17 protein-coding genes are annotated in these 15877 nt (G+C 45.0%); 7 read left to right on the forward strand and 10 right to left on the reverse strand.

What is annotated here, in order from left to right; all coding sequences use genetic code 11:
• Window positions 1–130: 130 nt before the first annotated feature.
• Window positions 131–1543, reverse strand: a complete 1413-nt coding sequence (locus BpJC4_RS01545) for a SpoVR family protein (protein WP_151680163.1) — start codon at window positions 1541–1543, stop codon at window positions 131–133.
• Between the two features lie 499 nt (window positions 1544–2042).
• Here BpJC4_RS01545 and BpJC4_RS01550 point away from each other — a divergent pair, with 499 nt between their 5' ends.
• From BpJC4_RS01550 to BpJC4_RS01560, 3 genes are all read left to right on the forward strand, one after another.
• Entirely contained in the window at window positions 2043–2300 is a 258-nt protein-coding gene (locus BpJC4_RS01550; protein WP_151680164.1) for a YhdB family protein, read from the forward strand.
• Window positions 2301–2560: 260 nt separating this feature from the next.
• Complete coding sequence (locus tag BpJC4_RS01555; RefSeq protein ID WP_151697451.1) at window positions 2561–2989, forward strand: disulfide oxidoreductase; 429 nt, start codon at window positions 2561–2563, stop codon at window positions 2987–2989.
• Window positions 2990–3022: 33 nt separating this feature from the next.
• Window positions 3023–3505 (forward strand): thioredoxin family protein, encoded by a 483-nt coding sequence (locus tag BpJC4_RS01560; protein WP_151697452.1) that lies wholly within the window; start codon window positions 3023–3025, stop codon window positions 3503–3505.
• Between the two features lie 27 nt (window positions 3506–3532).
• Here the strand turns inward: BpJC4_RS01560 and BpJC4_RS01565 are convergent, their stop codons facing one another.
• Window positions 3533–3925 (reverse strand): YhcU family protein, encoded by a 393-nt coding sequence (locus BpJC4_RS01565; RefSeq protein ID WP_151697453.1) that lies wholly within the window; start codon window positions 3923–3925, stop codon window positions 3533–3535.
• A 311-nt stretch (window positions 3926–4236) separates the two neighbouring features.
• Here BpJC4_RS01565 and BpJC4_RS01570 point away from each other — a divergent pair, with 311 nt between their 5' ends.
• The 3 genes from BpJC4_RS01570 to BpJC4_RS01580 all read left to right on the forward strand — a co-directional run bounded on the left by BpJC4_RS01570 (window position 4237) and on the right by BpJC4_RS01580 (window position 7434).
• Window positions 4237–4857, forward strand: a complete 621-nt coding sequence (locus BpJC4_RS01570) for a DUF47 domain-containing protein (protein ID WP_151680168.1) — start codon at window positions 4237–4239, stop codon at window positions 4855–4857.
• Between the two features lie 12 nt (window positions 4858–4869).
• On the forward strand, window positions 4870–5868 hold the full coding sequence (locus BpJC4_RS01575) for an inorganic phosphate transporter (protein WP_151680169.1): 999 nt from the start codon (window positions 4870–4872) through the stop codon (window positions 5866–5868).
• 267 nt (window positions 5869–6135) lie between these two features.
• Window positions 6136–7434, forward strand: coding sequence for an NCS2 family permease (locus BpJC4_RS01580; RefSeq protein ID WP_151680170.1), 1299 nt, complete (start codon window positions 6136–6138; stop codon window positions 7432–7434).
• Here the strand turns inward: BpJC4_RS01580 and BpJC4_RS01585 are convergent.
• Both BpJC4_RS01585 and BpJC4_RS01590 read right to left on the reverse strand, forming a co-directional pair.
• Window positions 7409–7648: a hypothetical protein gene (locus BpJC4_RS01585; RefSeq protein WP_151697454.1), complete on the reverse strand. Its 240-nt coding sequence runs from the start codon at window positions 7646–7648 to the stop codon at window positions 7409–7411. The two genes, BpJC4_RS01580 and BpJC4_RS01585, sit on opposite strands and share 26 nt — an antisense overlap.
• Window positions 7649–7886: 238 nt before the next feature.
• On the reverse strand, window positions 7887–8429 hold the full coding sequence (locus tag BpJC4_RS01590; RefSeq protein ID WP_151680171.1) for an HD domain-containing protein: 543 nt from the start codon (window positions 8427–8429) through the stop codon (window positions 7887–7889).
• 142 nt (window positions 8430–8571) lie between these two features.
• On the opposite strand from BpJC4_RS01590, the gene BpJC4_RS01595 reads away from it, so the two are divergent.
• A complete protein-coding gene (locus BpJC4_RS01595) occupies window positions 8572–9174 on the forward strand; it encodes a GNAT family N-acetyltransferase (protein WP_151680172.1) in 603 nt (200 codons plus the stop codon).
• Here the strand turns inward: BpJC4_RS01595 and BpJC4_RS16010 are convergent.
• The 6 genes from BpJC4_RS16010 to queG all read right to left on the reverse strand — a co-directional run bounded on the left by BpJC4_RS16010 (window position 9131) and on the right by queG (window position 15619).
• Entirely contained in the window at window positions 9131–9292 is a 162-nt protein-coding gene (locus tag BpJC4_RS16010) for a hypothetical protein (RefSeq protein ID WP_172967471.1), read from the reverse strand. The two genes, BpJC4_RS01595 and BpJC4_RS16010, sit on opposite strands and share 44 nt — an antisense overlap.
• Window positions 9293–9400: 108 nt before the next feature.
• Window positions 9401–10567 (reverse strand): sporulation protein YhbH, encoded by a 1167-nt coding sequence (gene yhbH, locus BpJC4_RS01600; RefSeq protein WP_151680173.1) that lies wholly within the window; start codon window positions 10565–10567, stop codon window positions 9401–9403.
• A gap of 246 nt (window positions 10568–10813) precedes the next feature.
• Window positions 10814–12709, reverse strand: a complete 1896-nt coding sequence (locus BpJC4_RS01605) for a PrkA family serine protein kinase (protein WP_151697455.1) — start codon at window positions 12707–12709, stop codon at window positions 10814–10816.
• 333 nt (window positions 12710–13042) lie between these two features.
• Complete coding sequence (trmL, locus tag BpJC4_RS01610; RefSeq protein ID WP_151680175.1) at window positions 13043–13516, reverse strand: tRNA (uridine(34)/cytosine(34)/5-carboxymethylaminomethyluridine(34)-2'-O)-methyltransferase TrmL; 474 nt, start codon at window positions 13514–13516, stop codon at window positions 13043–13045.
• A 36-nt stretch (window positions 13517–13552) separates the two neighbouring features.
• Complete coding sequence (locus BpJC4_RS01615) at window positions 13553–14434, reverse strand: amidase domain-containing protein (protein ID WP_151680176.1); 882 nt, start codon at window positions 14432–14434, stop codon at window positions 13553–13555.
• Between the two features lie 48 nt (window positions 14435–14482).
• Window positions 14483–15619 carry a tRNA epoxyqueuosine(34) reductase QueG gene (queG, locus tag BpJC4_RS01620; protein WP_151680177.1) on the reverse strand — a complete coding sequence of 379 codons (1137 nt, stop codon included), beginning with the start codon at window positions 15617–15619 and terminating at the stop codon, window positions 14483–14485.
• Window positions 15620–15877 lie beyond the last annotated feature (258 nt).

A 15877-nucleotide genomic window follows, 5' to 3' on the forward strand; every position in this document is an offset into this window, starting at 1 on the left:
ATTGCGGAATCCGCTCCATGCGTCCTCGGGATCTCGCCTGGATCGCTTGACCCGTGGGAGTACCGCAAACAATAAATTAAACACGTTCTCAAGGAAAAAGCATTCCTGGCTCATGACCCGGGATGCTTTTTTACAAATATTTCCGCTGTACACTTCTCCCGTCATAGCTGAACAGCATCGGTTTTTCTTCCACAACCGTTTCGACGTGAACGTTTCTTCCCCACAACTGGTAAAGATAAGGCAAAACCTTTTCTAAATATTTTAAATCCAGTTCAATTCCTTCATACCAGTTCTTGATATATAGTTCCCCGTTTTTCTGGTAATCGCCGTCCGTTACGGTTAAATACGGGAAGCCGCCGTTAACGCGCATGTTGACCAGCTGATCGCGGACATTTTTCCATTCTTTATCGACCACTTTATAATCCCTGCCCTGTTTCTGGAACAAATACATGTCTTCCCTCGTAACCAATTCTTTCGTCAAATAATTGCGCAAAAATGAAATATCGGATTCAATTTCGCGCACTTCAAAGATTTTTTCACGGCCCGTCCCCGGTTTTACGCCGCGCTTCTTCATCTCTTCCGTTGGGTTGTTCCAGCGTTCTTCAATATCTTCAAAAATTTTGATCCCCAGATAATACGGGTTAATGCCGGTCCTTGATGGCTGCACGACACCTGCGTTTAATTTGGCATATTCAATCGCCTCGTCCGTCGTCAAATCGAGTTCGCGCATAATGCGCTGGTGCCAGAACGATGCCCAGCCTTCGTTCATGATTTTCGTTTCAAGCTGCGGCCAGAAATACAGCATTTCTTCGCGGATCATCGTCATAATGTCACGCTGCCATTCCGTCAGTTCCCGGCTGTACTGCTCAATAAACAGCACGATATCTTTTTCCGGATGTGGCGGGAACTTTTTGGCTTTTTTCGCCGGTTTCTTTTCCGGCTTTTTCTCATCGAGCGCCCATAATTCTTCATACGGTCCCGGCGCCCGCTTTGGTTCCTCTTCTTCCCATTCCTCTTCATCTTCCATCGTCCAACTCAGCTTCGGGCGTATCAGAGAAGGATCAATGTGCTCTTCAATAGCCAGCACCGCATCGATAAATTTTTCCACTTCTCTCTTGCCGTATTTGAGTTCGTAAGCCCGGATTCTTTCCGCCGTCGCCGCCATGCTTTCTACCATATCCCTTTTCGTATTTTGGAAACGGACATTGTTTTTAAAGAAATCGCAGTGCGCGAGTACATGCGCCACAATCAATTTATTTTGGACGAGCGTATTGGAATCAAGCAAAAATGCATAACATGGATTGGAGTTGATGACCAGTTCGTATATTTTGCTCAAACCCAGGTCGTACTGCAGTTTCATTTTGTAGTACTGTTTGCCGAAACTCCAATGCGAAAACCGTGTCGGCATCCCGTAAGCGCCAAATGTATAAATGATGTCGGCCGGGCAGATTTCGTAGCGCATCGGATAAAAATCAAGCCCAAACCCGGACGCGATTTCTGTAATTTCTTCAATCGCATATTGCAGGCTTTCATGATCATTCATGAATTTTTCCTCCCCTTCAAAGTTCACCCTTTTTTCCAATGTATGAACGAAAAGGAAAAAACATGAGGACGTAAAAAAGGATTTTTACTTCAAATAGCTTTGTGAACGTAATTTTCATTCCCGCAAATTCCGCGATCATCAACAGATAAACTTTTTACGGAAAGGAAGCACCATTTAGACAATCAGAAACGGCCGCTTTTTACCAATTTTTCAAATGGTCTTGCAATGCATCTAAAGGCCGTTCCAAAGCATTTTTGTGTCCCCTTACAATGCTTCTAAGAACCGTTTCCTTGCAATAATCATATTTAAGCGGCCGTTTTATAAAAATCAGCGTCGGAGCATGTATTTGCCTAAAATACGTTCCAAATGATAACAATCTTATATTTTCCGCCAGCCAACTTTTTCAGCGGGCAAAAACAAAAAAAACACATACACTAATGGTACTCCTTTATGAAATTTGCTTAAACAGAAGCAAATGCATAAGAAAGGGGGAACCGGGATGAATCCCGTTGACTATGACCGCGCCTTATATTATACGCATCGTTCCCAATGGGATAATTTGCTGATCCTCATGGTGCGGACGAAGGATGATTTCCTTTCCAAAAAAATCGAGCATGTCTTGCATGCTTATCATTTTTCACGTGATTATACGGTGATTGAAAGTTGTCTATACGCCTTATTACGGTATATCGACCACGCGAACGAAATGGTGAAATGGAGCGGGGCGGATCCCCTGTTTCATTCCGATGGATGGTAAGCGGAGAGCGGGCCTGTGCGCGCCCTCCGCTTTTCTATTTGTCCAGCTGCGGGCGCTCAGCTGGCGGATTTTACTCCCTCTTCCATGCGATCAGTCAACATCGGTTCGCCTTAAAAGATCACCGTGTTTCCTTTATCTGAGTCAGAGGACTAAAATATCTGTACGCCGATAATCGAGCGCCCTCGCTTTTCTCATTTACATTTTACCCGGCTGGATACTATAATTTACAAAGAAGTATTTTATCAAAAGGAGGCAAAAATTTGAAAGCAACTCAGAGGGAGAATGTTTGGTTTTTTGCCTGGGCCGTTTCCGTGATCGCAATGTTCGGGAGCCTCTATTTTTCGGAAATCAAGGGTTATGAACCATGCGAATTATGTTGGTACCAGCGCATTTTAATGTACCCGATGACCGTATTGATCGGCATCGCGGTTGCCAGAAAAGATTACCGGTTATCCCTGTATACGGCTGTTTTATCCGGAATTGGCATGTTTGTTTCGCTTTACCATTACTGCCTGCAAAAAATTTCCTTTTTTTCGGATAGGCTGCCTGCTTGCGGCCGCATCCCGTGCACAGCGGAATACATCAATTGGTTCGGATTCATTACCATTCCCTTTCTCGCGTTAACCGCTTTTATCCTCATTTTTATCTCAAGTCTTCTCGTTTGGAAGTGGACAAAAACTTCCGGATGAATACTTTTCAATTATGCCGACAGGAGGGCCATCATGAAAAAAATTATACTTTTTTTAGCCATCATCATCGTATTATTTGCTGGAATTGCAGGCATCACAAAGTACCAGCAAAACAAACAGAAAAAGCATAACCCGTATGCAGGCGCAAAAAGCGTCAGCGAATTATCGACCGCGACAAGGGACCAATTGGATAATCCTTTGTACCAAAATATCATTTTGCCGAAGCAGCTGCAAAGCGATTTAAAAGCAGGGAAAGACGTTACGGTCTATTTTTTCATGCCGACATGCCCGCACTGCAAACGGACAACCCCAGTTGTTTCCCCGGTTGCAAAAGATATGGGGATCGATTTGAAAGAATTTAACCTGACTGAATTTGAAAGCGGCTGGGATGAATATAAAATCAAAGCGACACCGACAATTGTGCACTATAAAGACGGCAAAGAAGCCGCCCGTATCGTAGGGGAACATACGAAGCAGGAATTCCGGCAGTGGTTCAGCAAATATGTTAAAAAATAATGCTCGGCACTTCCGGGCATTATTTTTTCAGACGAGCAGGCGGTTGTATGCTTTTTTAAAAATACTGAATGAATCCGTTCTCTTTTCGGCAAACCGGGAGTATGAAAACGGAAAGTGCAAGCCGTATTGTTCAAGGGTAAATTTATTAAATTCGAACAGGTTAGCATAATGAAGATCCCGGTTACGGCTATCCGTTTCCAATATGGAAATGATCGTCTGCAGACTGGAAATAATCTGGTATCCTGCTTTTAACGTTCCGATTTGATCAGCCGGGTCGTTCAGGGCAAGTACATGATCCCGCTGAAATCCAATGATTTCCTCATCGGAAAAATAATCAGGAAAAACTTCCGTGAACATATGCTGCACCAATTCCTCAATCTTATCCATTTGGTCTTCCGTAGGCGCATAAACAACCTTCACAACAGTCCCACCCTTTTAAAAAAATACGCACTATGTTATGTATGCCAAAAAACGCACCGTATGTGTATTTTTAGAATAACATATGCAAATAGAAAAAAAGCATGGTAAATGTGACCATGCTTGGTTGAAGCCGGCTTGCCGCACCAACGAAAGAGCTTCCCCCCACATGTTTTTCCTGAAATGGGGTAATGTAATAAAACAAAATGGAACCGGATACATCTATTTATTTTCGACATTCTTCTTTTATATTCGCCTGAAATCAGATAAAATAAAGACGTTTGATAATTTAAAGCATATTAGGAGGCTCAAACATGGTATTTAAAAACAAGAAAGATAAGTTTGCTGTGCTGCTTGGGCATATTTCGACAAACCTCCGGGAAGCCACCAATTACTTTGCCGATTATAAACTTCAGAATACAGATGATTTAAAAATTTTTACCGAAAAAATGAAGGAGTACGAGCGTAACGGGGACACATACGTCCACGATATGATTCTGGAATTGAATGATGCCTTTATTACGCCAATTGAGCGTGAAGACCTGCTTGCTTTAACGAACAGCATGGATGATGTGCTCGATGGAATTGAAGAATGTTCAGGATTATTCGAACTGTATAACATCACAAAGGCTGACGAGTTTATGATTGAGTTTGTCGAAATGATCCGCAATTGTGCCGAAGAGATTGAAAAAGCCATTGATATTGTATTTACAAAAAAACTCGACAAGGTTCGCCCGCACGCCATCAAAATTAAAGAATACGAATCCCATTGCGATGAAATTTTAAGAAAATCTTTAATTCACCTCTTCCAAAATGAATCAGACCCGATCCGCTTAATCAAATATAAAGACCTGTATGAAAATATGGAAGATGTGGCTGACTATTGCCAGACAGTGGCCAACATTCTGGAAACGATTATTATGAAAAATGCTTAAGGAGTCTGACGAATGGATAGCATTTTAGTTTTGACAGTCTTAATTGTGATTTTTGCTTTTGCATTTGATTTCATTAACGGATTCCACGATACAGCAAACGCGATTGCTACCGCCGTCTCGACAAAAGCGCTAAAACCGCGGTTCGCCATTGCCCTTGCGGCTACAATGAATTTCCTTGGGGCGATTTCTTTTACCGGGGTTGCAAAAACCATTACGGAAAGCATCGTCAACCCGTTTACGCTCGCAAACGGTCAGGTCGTCATTTTGTCCGCCCTGCTCGCAGCCATTATTTGGAATCTTGTGACGTGGTATTTTGGTATTCCAAGCAGTTCTTCCCATGCCATTATCGGGGCTATTGCCGGAGCGGCGATTGCTTCTGCGGGATTTCATGTTATCGAATTTCGTGGTTTTATCGGTATTATTGAAGCTTTAATTTTTTCCCCTATCCTTGCTTTTACAGTCGGATTTATTATATACAGCATTTTTAAAGGTTCTTTTAAAAACTTGAACCTTGCCAAAACGAATCGGCGTTTCCGTTTTATCCAAATTTTTACCGCCGCTCTCCAGGCATACACCCACGGGACGAACGATGCCCAAAAATCGATGGGGATTATCACAATGGCTTTGATCACCAATCACTACATCTCAACAAGCGACATTCCGTTCTGGGTTCAGGTCGGCTGTGCACTGGCCATGGGCTTAGGCACCTCAATCGGCGGATGGCGGATCATTAAAACCGTCGGTGCAAACATCATGAAAATCCGCCCGATTAACGGAGTAGCTGCTGATTTGAGTTCGGCCGCCGTTATTTTCGGCGCGACTTACATTCACTTGCCGGTCAGCACAACTCATGTGATTTCCTCTTCCATTCTCGGGGTGGGATCGGCCCATCGTATAAAAGGTGTAAAATGGGATACCGCACAAAGAATGATCGTCACCTGGGTAATTACCCTGCCGATTGCAGCCGCTTTAGCAGCCGTGGTGTATCATATTGTCAATATCTTTTTATAAGGTTCCATTTTGTTCAGGCAGGCGGTCCACCCTGCTTTCCGATCATTCAATTTAACAAATAAAACAAAAGAGCGGAGCGAAAAGCTTGCTCTTTTTTTATTGGACGGTATTGAAATGAGGGTTTTGCAAAAACTATGATAACAGCTGATATTTCACATTTTGTTCAAATCTCCGGCTTATTTTAAAGAAAATAGTTGCAGTGCGTATTTGAAACGAATATTATAGAAAATGTGTTTTTAAAATGTTCGTGTTTTTGGAGGTTTCAATATGTTTAATCTGACAGAAAATGGCACGGATGCCAGAACAGAAATTCTTGCGGGTTTCACCACTTTTTTAACGATGGTGTATATTATAGTCGTTAATCCGGCCGTCCTGTCCAGCACCGGCGTTCCGTTTGACCAAGTATTTATAGCAACGATTATCGGTACGGTTGCCGGCACTTTATGGATGGCCTTGGCTGCCAATTATCCGATTGCCGTAGCACCGGGCATGGGGTTGAATGCGTATTTTGCTTATTCCGTTGTCGGCACGCACGGCGGTATTACATATGTTACCGCATTCGGCGCCGTTTTTGTTGCAGGTATCATTTTCTTTATTTTGTCGCTCACCCCATTCCGAGAAAAATTAGTCGAGGCGATTCCGGACAATTTGCGTTCGGGAATTACCGCAGGAATCGGTTTATTTATCGCTTTTATCGGGCTTCGCAGCGCAGGCATTATTGCCGCGGATAAAACAAATCTGGTCAGGCTCGGCGATCTTCACTCCCCTTCCGCCGAACTTGCCCTCATCGGCCTTGCCGTTACCCTCATCTGCATGGCGCTGAATATCAACGGTGCTTTATTTATCGGCATGGCCATTACCGGGCTGATCGCATATTTTACCGGGCAGCTTTCTTTTGATAAGGGGTTTGTATCGGTACCGCATATGCCGCAGGGACTTGTTGTGGAGCATCCGCTCAAAGCGGTTCTCGATGTGTTTACGCACAGCTTATATGCGGTCGTTTTTTCCTTTTTGCTCGTTACGATTTTTGATACGACCGGCACAATCGTCGGCGTGGCAAAACAGGCCGGCTTGATGAAAGGAAAATCGCTGCCGCGCGCACGGCGGGCTCTATTGAGCGACTCGATCGGGACTGTCATCGGCTCGCTGTTCGGGACAAGCCCGACAAGCGCCTATATCGAATCTTCTTCAGGGGTAGCAGCAGGCGGCAGAACCGGGCTTACTACGCTTGTTGTCGCAGTTTTGTTTATCATTTCCGCTTTCTTCAGCCCGCTTGTCGGAGCGGTTGCAGGGCTTTCCGCGATCACGTCCCCGGCATTGATCATTGTCGGCAGTTTAATGATCGGCAGCATCTCTGACATTAAATGGAGCGAAATTGACGAAGCGTTTCCGGCGTTTTTAATCATTTTGGTCATGCCTTTAACGAGCAGCATCTCGACCGGGATTGCACTTGGCTTCATTTCCTACCCGATATTAAAAATTTTCAAAGGCAACTGGCGCCAGGTTCATCCGCTCGTTTATATTTTCGCCGTCCTTTTCTTTATCCATTTGGCATTTTTGCAATAAAAACGGGACACGGGCTGCCCAATGCCGTTTTGCCGGTATCCGGACAGCCCTTTCCTTTATTCGAACAATCCGCTTTCTCCCTTTTTTTGCGAAGCGTCCGACAGGCTGCTGAGCGGTTTTTTGCATCCAGACCGAAAATGAGTACGGCCACCCAGTTAGTGGCGGCTTTCCGCATATCGGCAGCATAAATGTTCCATACTTCTACTTCTTTCATAACACCCTTCTCGTGTTGGTGTTATTTTTGCCGATTTCGAATGAAGCCATGTGTACAATAGGCCATGAAAAAAGGCTGCCCGGAAAGCCGATCATTTACAGGCAGCCTAATAAAACGTTAGACTTTTAATGACCACATGAATCGATTTTTTCTTAATCCCGGACTTTAGACGCAATTTAATACCCACCTGACCGAGATTTTCGTTTTAATGCACGTATTACAAACCGCATTCTGCTCCTCACATTTTTCCAAAAACAAGATCAATTTCAGTTTTTAACTGCTTAAGCAGCGGAAAAGCATGATTTCTTCCGATACTGGCTGCGATATTTCTGTAATACCATTCCTGTTTTGCTTTTCCCCGCTTAAAATGGCTCCACACCTTGTCCCCTTCGCGCGCGATATCATCCCGGATGGAACGGAGATTGTCTATTTTATCGGCACAGACGACAAGACAGACCGATTCATCCGCCGTTTTCAAAAAATCAATCGTATGCAGTTTCCGTTCTTCCCACGGCAGGCTTTTGTCCGGCTCGGAACAGCCTTCAACAATGCGGGCAACTGCATCCCCAAACACCGCCTTGATGTCATCCAGTGATACATCCGTATCTTCCACCGTATCATGCAGAAGACCCGCCGCCACGATTTCTTTCCGGCATCCCGCCTCAAGGAGGATCACCGCCACCGAAAAAGGATGAACGATATATGGCAGCTGCACGATTTTCCGGTATTGCCCGTCATGTGCTTTTGCAGCGAAATGAATCGCTCTCTTGACGATATCCAAAGCCTGTCCGCCCCTTTCTATATCATATATAAGGTTATCATGCCAAATGACACTACAGAAGTTCCCATAAACGAATTTGAAAAATTGGTATTTTATGATACATTCGTTATAATAAAACATTTTAACAATACGGGGGTTTGGCATGAGAATCGAAGACATTTACCGGGATTTGCCGCTGCTTGAAACGGACCGTCTTATACTAAGGAAGCTGAAACGCGATGATGTATTGGATTTGTTTGCTTATGCATCGAGAAGCGAAGTTTCAAAATACGTGACATGGGATTCACACCGGTCTGTCCGCGATTCGAAAAATTTTATCGGCTACATCCTCAACCTGTACCGGGAGCACAGAGTCGCGCCGTGGGGAATAGAAGACAAAAAGACCCGACGGCTGATCGGCACGGTTGACTTTGTATGGTGGAAGCCGGACCAGGGGACGGCTGAGATTGGTTATGTCCTTTCTCCGGAATACTGGGGGCGGGGCATCATGACAGAAGCAGTCAAAAAGCTGATTGAATTCGGTTTTGAGCGTATGCGCCTCATCCGCATCCAGGCCCGCTGTTTTGCCGAAAACAAAGCCTCCGCCCGCGTCATGGAAAAAGCCGGCATGACATTCGAAGGCACTTTGCGCAAAGCCATCTATGCAAAAGGAAGGCACTGGGATTTAAAAGTTTACTCCATTTTAAAGGAAGAATATTTTCTTAACGATTCAAATACGAAATCACAAACAACACGAAAAAGATAATGGCAGAAAGAAAGTTGGCTTTCGCCCTGCCGTTTTGCTGGTAGTAAGAAAAAATGCCGAGTCCGATAAAAGCGATGCAGCCGAAACCGCCGAGGGCAAGGAAAAATGTATTGTCCATGGATAAAAAACTCCTTTTCTGTTTCAATAGCCCCATTGTAGCATAATTGGCTGTGCTTGTCTTCTCGCTAAAAAAAATCAACAGGCTGCTTCACCTGTTGACCGCATGTCATGCCAAAGCTTTGTTTTCTTCTTTTGAAAAGAACCATTTCATTGCATGAAATACATCCGCTTTCTGTTTCAGCACGTAATATTTAAATTTTTCATCTTTAATATTTTTATAGGCGGACATAAGTGTGGAATGGCGGTTATACTGGTTGACTTCCCCATAAAAAAACATATTCGATACTTTCATGATTTCCTGCACGAGCTTTACGCACCGCGCATTATCCGAAGTGAGGTTGTCACCGTCCGAGAAATGGAATGGATAAATGTTAAAACGGTACGGGTCATATTTTTCATCAATCAGGCTCAATGCTTTCCGGTATGCCGATGAACAGATTGTTCCACCGCTTTCCCCTTTCGAAAAGAAATCCTCTTCAGACACGACTTTCGCCTCGGTATGGTGGGCGATAAATTCAATATCAACCGTTTCGTATTTTGTCCGCAAAAAACGCGTCATCCAGAAGAAAAAGCTGCGCGCCATGTACTTCTCCCAAATCCCCATACTGCCGCTTGTATCCATCATTGCGAGCACAACCGCCTTTGATTCCGATTTTTCCACTTCATTCCATGTCCGGAATTTAAGGTCTTCCGGCACAATTGGGTAAAAACTTGGTTTTCCCCGCATCGCATTCCGTTTAAACGCGGCCATCATCGTCCGTTTTTTATCGATATTACCCATCAGGCCGGTTTTGCGGATATCGTTGAACTCAATATCTTCCACCGTATTTTCGTCCCGCTCTTTCCGTTTAAGGTTCGGGAGCTCCAACTGGCTGAACAGCGCTTCTTCAATCTCCATGAGGGAAACTTCCGCTTCATAATAATCTTCACCCGGCTGGTCGCCTGCACCCTGGCCTTTTCCCGGTCCCTGCTCAGGGGAACCGTCGCGCGCAATGACATCGCCGATTTGCGTATCGCCCTGCCCCTGGCCGACATGCTTATTTTTATCATAATTGTAGCGGATTTTATATTCATCCAATGAACGGATCGGGATTTTCACAACATCCCTGCCGTCGGACATAATGATACTTTCTTCTGTAATTAAATCGGGCAGATTGTTGCGGATAGCTTCCTGGACCTTTTCCTGATGGCGGACTTGGTCATCATGGCCTTTGCGGTGGAGCGACCAGTCTTCCTGCGAAATGACAAAATGCTTCTGATCCTGCTTATCCATGCTCATCCTCCCTTATCTTTGAAAATCCCTCTGCTTTTATGCGATCAAACCGTCACCAAGTCGGAAAAGATTTCATATACTATTTTGGCTGCAAAAACGGGTTTGACATGAAAACATTTAGATTACTCTATACTATGCAATGGATTGGAATGTTTGACATCTTTCATTGAAAATATGCAAAAGCGTATGCGGGGTTAGAAAAAAGCCGGGCAGATGACGCCCGGCTTCCCGACTGCCGGGTTTTTTTCACCGGTTCAGCAGGCTTCCTACATAGCGCAGCAGTTCATTTGCAGATGTGGAATTATACCCGTAATCATCAATTAAACGAGCAACGACTTCATTGATTTTCTTCAACTGCTGTTCGTCCGGAGTTTTCGTTGAAGTGGTAATCTTGACAACATCTTTTAAATCGGCAAACAGCTTTTTCTGGATCGCTTCGCGGAGGCGGTCGTGCGAATTGTAATCAAACCGTTTTCCTTTACGCGCATATGCCGAGATGCGGATTAAAATTTCTTCACGGAACGCTTTTTTCGCATTTTCGGAAATGCCGATCTGCTCTTCGATCGAACGCATCAGCTTTTCGTCCGGGTTGATTTCTTCGCCGGTGAGCGGATCGCGCATTTTGACTTTGTTGCAATAGGCTTCGACATTGTCGAGATAATTGTCCATCAATGTTTTGGCGGATTCTTCGTACGAATACACAAACGCTTTCTGCACTTCTTTTTTTGCAATTTCGTCATATTCTTTCCGCGCCAAAGAAATAAAGTTTAAATATTTTTCTTTCAGTTCCGGGGTGATCGACGGATGCTGGTCCAGCCCTTCTTTTAAGGACAGGAGCACATCCAGGGCATTGATGGATTTCATTTCTTTCTTAATGATCGTGGAGGAAATGCGGTTGATGACATAACGCGGATCGATGCCGAACATGCCTTCATCCGGGTATTCATTTTTCAATTCCTTTACATCCTGGGAATTGAACCCTTCCACCGCCATACCATCGTACAGGCGCATTTTTTTCAACAGGTCAATATCCGCCCGCTTCGGTTCCCGCAGCCTCGTTAAAATCGTAAACATCGCAGCAACCTTCAGCGTATGCGGTGCAATGTGGACATCAGCGACATCGCTTTCCCGGATCATTTTATCGTAAATTTTTTCTTCCTCGGATACCCTTAAATTATATGGAACCGGCATGACGATGATCCGCGAGTGCAACGCTTCATTTTTCTTATTGGCAATAAATGAACGGTACTCGGTTTCGTTCGTATGGGCAATGATCAGTTCATCCGCGGAAATGAGCGCAAAACGTCCAGCCTTGAAATTGCCTTCCTGTGTCAGCGATAGGAGATGCCATAGGAATTTTTCATCGCATTTCAGCATTTCCTGGAATTCCATGATGCCGCGGTTCGCCTTGTTCAGTTCCCCGTCAAAGCGGTAGGCGCGCGGATCCGATTCCGAACCGTACTCTGCAATCGTCGAGAAATCAATGCTTCCTGTCAGATCGGCAATATCCTGGGATTTTGGATCAGAAGGGCTGAATGTGCCGATCCCGATCCGTTTGTCTTCGGAGAAGAAAACCCTTTCGACAAGCACTTCTTCGATCCTGCCTCCATACTCTTCCTCAAGCCGCAGCATATTTAAAGGGGACAAATTCCCTTCAATCCGGATGCCGTACTCCTCATAAAAATCATCCCGCAAATGCTGCGGGATCAAATGAAGCGGGTCTTCGTGCATCGGGCATCCCTTGATGGCGTAAACAGCGCCCTGCTCGGTGCGCGAATAAGCTTCAAGGCCCCTTTTAAGCATCGTGACAAGCGTCGATTTACCGCCACTGACAGGCCCCATCAGCAGTAAAATCCGTTTTCTCACATCAAGCCTTTTGGCGGCCGGATGGAAATACTCTTCCACTAATTTTTCAAGTGCCTCTTCCAAGCCGAATAACTGGTGGCTGAAAAACCGGTATTTCTTTACTCCATCAACTTCTTCCACGCCGGCGTCTTTAATCATATTGTAAACTCGGGAATGAGCAGATTGTGCAATCCATGGCTTTTCTTTCAAAAGGGCCAGATAATCCCTGAACGTTCCTTCCCATTTCAACTTTTCCTCTTCTTCACGGTAGTTTTCCAGCTTTTTCAGAATATCCATTTAGTACCTCCCCTTGTCATCTTGTTGAAGAGACGTTTATATAATCTATGCACCCAAGCCCGCGAACATGATAAAAAGAGGCAATACCCTATTTTTGGGGGAAGTTTGCAGCAAATAAATGAAAATTTTAAATCTGTACATATTTCAATCAAATAGACTATAATGGAATTCAAAGAAGGAAAAAATCAGGGGGGAATGTCCAGTTGAAAACGATCCTCATTGCATTAGTAGCGATTTCATTCCTGGGTGCAATTTTTACTGCCGGATACGAGGAAAAAGGGGAAAACTTTCGGGAAGAATAAAAGTGCGGCCCGTGTCAATAGGGCCGTACTTTTATTTTAACCCTGGATAATGCTGCTGCCGCAATGCTTCGTACACTAAAATGGCGGCTGTATTGGAAAGGTTGAGCGACCGCACTTTGTCCGTCATCGGGATGCGGAGACAGCGGTCCTTGTTTTTTTCGATCAAACCTTTCGGCAGCCCGGAAGTTTCGCGGCCGAACATGAAATATAAGTCTTTTTCCGAGTCGCTGAAATCAAAATCGGTAAAAAACTTTTCGCCGAATGTTTCAATAAAATATATTTCGCCGCCTTCGTTTTTTTCAAAAAACTCTTCCAGGGAATCATAATAAATAATATTCACGTACTTCCAATAATCGAGCCCCGCCCTTTTCAGCATTTTATCATCCGTTGAAAAGCCAAGCGGGCGGATTAAATGGAGCGTTGTCCCGGTCCCCGCACATGTCCGCGCGATATTGCCCGTATTGGCGGGAATTTCAGGCTGGTATAATACAACATGCAAGCTCAAATTTTGTCACCTCGGGACTTATTATATCACGTTTTTTCAGCTGTCATCTTCGATTGTAAAAAACTTGTACCGGATATTAGGCGTATAAGCGGATGAATCTTCATACGTCCAGTATCGCTTCCGGCTATTTGTTGTATGGGCATTGACAAGCGGCATGCCGTAATAATCGTAACCGGTCACGATCAACGAATGGTCGAAGCGGCCGTCCCCCTGGAAGTCTATGCAAATAACATCCCCATACTTTAACTCCTGCGGCGAGGACACCTCTTTTGCCCGCAATCCTGCCTTAGAATATTGCAGATACGTTTTAAAAGAATGGGCAACCGTCCAGCTGTAGCTCCAATTATTGTTTTGCATCCACCAACCCTTGTTCCGGTCCGGATATCCCCGCATTGGCGCCCCACCGGCATGGAGACACTGCGAAATAAAATTCGTGCAGTCATCCGTAAACGATTTATACGCCGGATTAAAGCTGTTCCACCACTTTTCCGCATACTGGACAGCTTTTAGCCTGTCATACACATACGGAATCCGCACATCAACGTTTTCCGCAGCCCGCATCTCCCCAATATCCGGATTTTTTCCATGGAAGTCCGGATATGCGGGAACCATCTCTTCATCTTCATAAAGGCGTCCTTCGTAAAAGGAAGCCCGCCTTTCCTCCAGCGCTTCTTCAATATAAAAAGTGCTTTTTTGTTTAATGACATACTGCATATGCACCTGATAATAAAGAAAGCTGTGGCTGCCTTTCTGTTCGGTCCGGGTGACCTTTGCATCCGCCTTCACTTTAACAATGCCTGCATTTCTTTTTGCAAGCTGGGCCTTTTTCTGTTCGATATCTTCAAACTCCCGATCTATCCCGCGTCCGATAAGATGGGCCAGCCGGTTTTCTAAATGCGCCTGGACTTGTTCTTTCACACAAAATCCCCCTCTCCCCATCACTATATGTCGTAGAAGGAGGGTCAATCAGTCCATTTCGAAAAATGCCAACCCTTTACGGATTTCCTCCAGTGCTTCCGGATCTTCTTCTTTGTTCTGCGCCACAAGCAACGCCCCTTTCGCTTCTTCCCCGCCAATTTTCCCGAGCGCCCAGCCGGCCGTCCCGCGGATTACCGGGCGCGGATCTTCATGCAAAAGCCGGATCAGTTCCGGCACGGCACTTTCTTCTTTAAAATGGGCAAGTGCAACGATGGCATTGCGCTGGATCGGCTTTTTGCCGCGCCAGGCTCCGGCAACATGGCCAAACAGTTCCTTAAATTCCCGGTTGCTTAAACGAAGGATCGGTTCAAGTAGCGGCTTGGCCACTTCAGGTTCCGGTTCCATTTCTTCGTGAAAATGGAAATCCATGCCTTTATTTTTCGGGCAGATGGTTTGGCATGAATCACAGCCGTACACACGGTTCCCGATTTTCACCTTAAACTCGTCTTCCAAAAAATCTTTTGTTTGCGTCAAATAGCTGATGCAGCGTTTCGCATTGATTTGTCCGGCCGAAACAAGCGCGCCGGTAGGGCATACGTCCAGGCATTTCCGGCAGTCACCGCACTGGTCTTCCAAAGGGGTATCCGGTTCAAACGGAATGTTCGTAATCATTTCCCCGAGGTAAACGTACGAACCGAACTCGGGGGTGATAATCGCGCAGTTTTTTCCGCTCCAGCCAATGCCTGCCCTCTCGGCAACCGCCCTGTCTGCGAGCTCGCCGGTATCGGTCATCGATTTACAGCGCGCACCTTCCACTTTTTCCTTGAGAAAAGCTTCGAGCTTCGCAAGCTTCTCCCTTAAAATCGTATGGTAATCCTCCCCCCACGATGCCCGGCAAAAAATACCGCGCCGTTCACCTTTTTTCCCTTTCGGCGGATTTTTCATTTTTGAAGGGTAAGCGAGCGCAATTGCAATGATTGACTGTGGGGAATCAAAAATCAAAGAAGGTGTCACCCTTTTTTCAATGTCCTTTTCTTCAAAACCGGACTGATAGCCAAGCTCCTGTTGGCGGATCAGCCGCTGTTTCATTTCGGTAAATGGATCGGGGGAAGCAAATCCGATTTTATCGATCCCAATTGTTTTACTAAATACAATGACTTCCTTTTTTAATTCGGCTACATCCATGTTTTCACCTCCTGGGTAAATTCCAATTTATGTAAATTCCCGCTTATTGGCACAATAAAAAACGCAACACCCCGCCCGTCTTCCGGACGAAACACTGCGTTCAAAGCAATCCAGCTTCTCATAAAAATGATATGCAATATTATAATAAAAGAAAGTGTCATATGTAAAGGCGTTTGCTTGTTTCACACGGAATGAAAAAGGATATGAAGTAAAAGAAATCATTTTGAATGTTTTCCTAACTTATATTGAAGGAAAAAG

It is taken from the genome of Weizmannia acidilactici, from assembly GCF_008974185.1.
GTDB classification, from domain to species: domain Bacteria; phylum Bacillota; class Bacilli; order Bacillales; family Bacillaceae_C; genus Weizmannia; species Weizmannia acidilactici.

Coding starts and splice junctions, on each gene's coding strand:
- BpJC4_RS01595 (WP_151680172.1), top strand. CDS start 8,572: ATGAGAATCGAAGACATTTACCGGGATTTGCCGCTGCTTGAAACGGAC.
- BpJC4_RS01560 (WP_151697452.1), top strand. CDS start 3,023: ATGAAAAAAATTATACTTTTTTTAGCCATCATCATCGTATTATTTGCT.
- BpJC4_RS01585 (WP_151697454.1), bottom strand. CDS start 7,648: ATGAAAGAAGTAGAAGTATGGAACATTTATGCTGCCGATATGCGGAAA.
- BpJC4_RS01575 (WP_151680169.1), top strand. CDS start 4,870: ATGGATAGCATTTTAGTTTTGACAGTCTTAATTGTGATTTTTGCTTTT.
- BpJC4_RS01550 (WP_151680164.1), top strand. CDS start 2,043: ATGAATCCCGTTGACTATGACCGCGCCTTATATTATACGCATCGTTCC.
- BpJC4_RS16010 (WP_172967471.1), bottom strand. CDS start 9,292: ATGGACAATACATTTTTCCTTGCCCTCGGCGGTTTCGGCTGCATCGCT.
- queG (WP_151680177.1), bottom strand. CDS start 15,619: ATGGATGTAGCCGAATTAAAAAAGGAAGTCATTGTATTTAGTAAAACA.
- BpJC4_RS01580 (WP_151680170.1), top strand. CDS start 6,136: ATGTTTAATCTGACAGAAAATGGCACGGATGCCAGAACAGAAATTCTT.
- yhbH (WP_151680173.1), bottom strand. CDS start 10,567: ATGGATAAGCAGGATCAGAAGCATTTTGTCATTTCGCAGGAAGACTGG.
- BpJC4_RS01570 (WP_151680168.1), top strand. CDS start 4,237: ATGGTATTTAAAAACAAGAAAGATAAGTTTGCTGTGCTGCTTGGGCAT.
- BpJC4_RS01605 (WP_151697455.1), bottom strand. CDS start 12,709: ATGGATATTCTGAAAAAGCTGGAAAACTACCGTGAAGAAGAGGAAAAG.
- BpJC4_RS01545 (WP_151680163.1), bottom strand. CDS start 1,543: ATGAATGATCATGAAAGCCTGCAATATGCGATTGAAGAAATTACAGAA.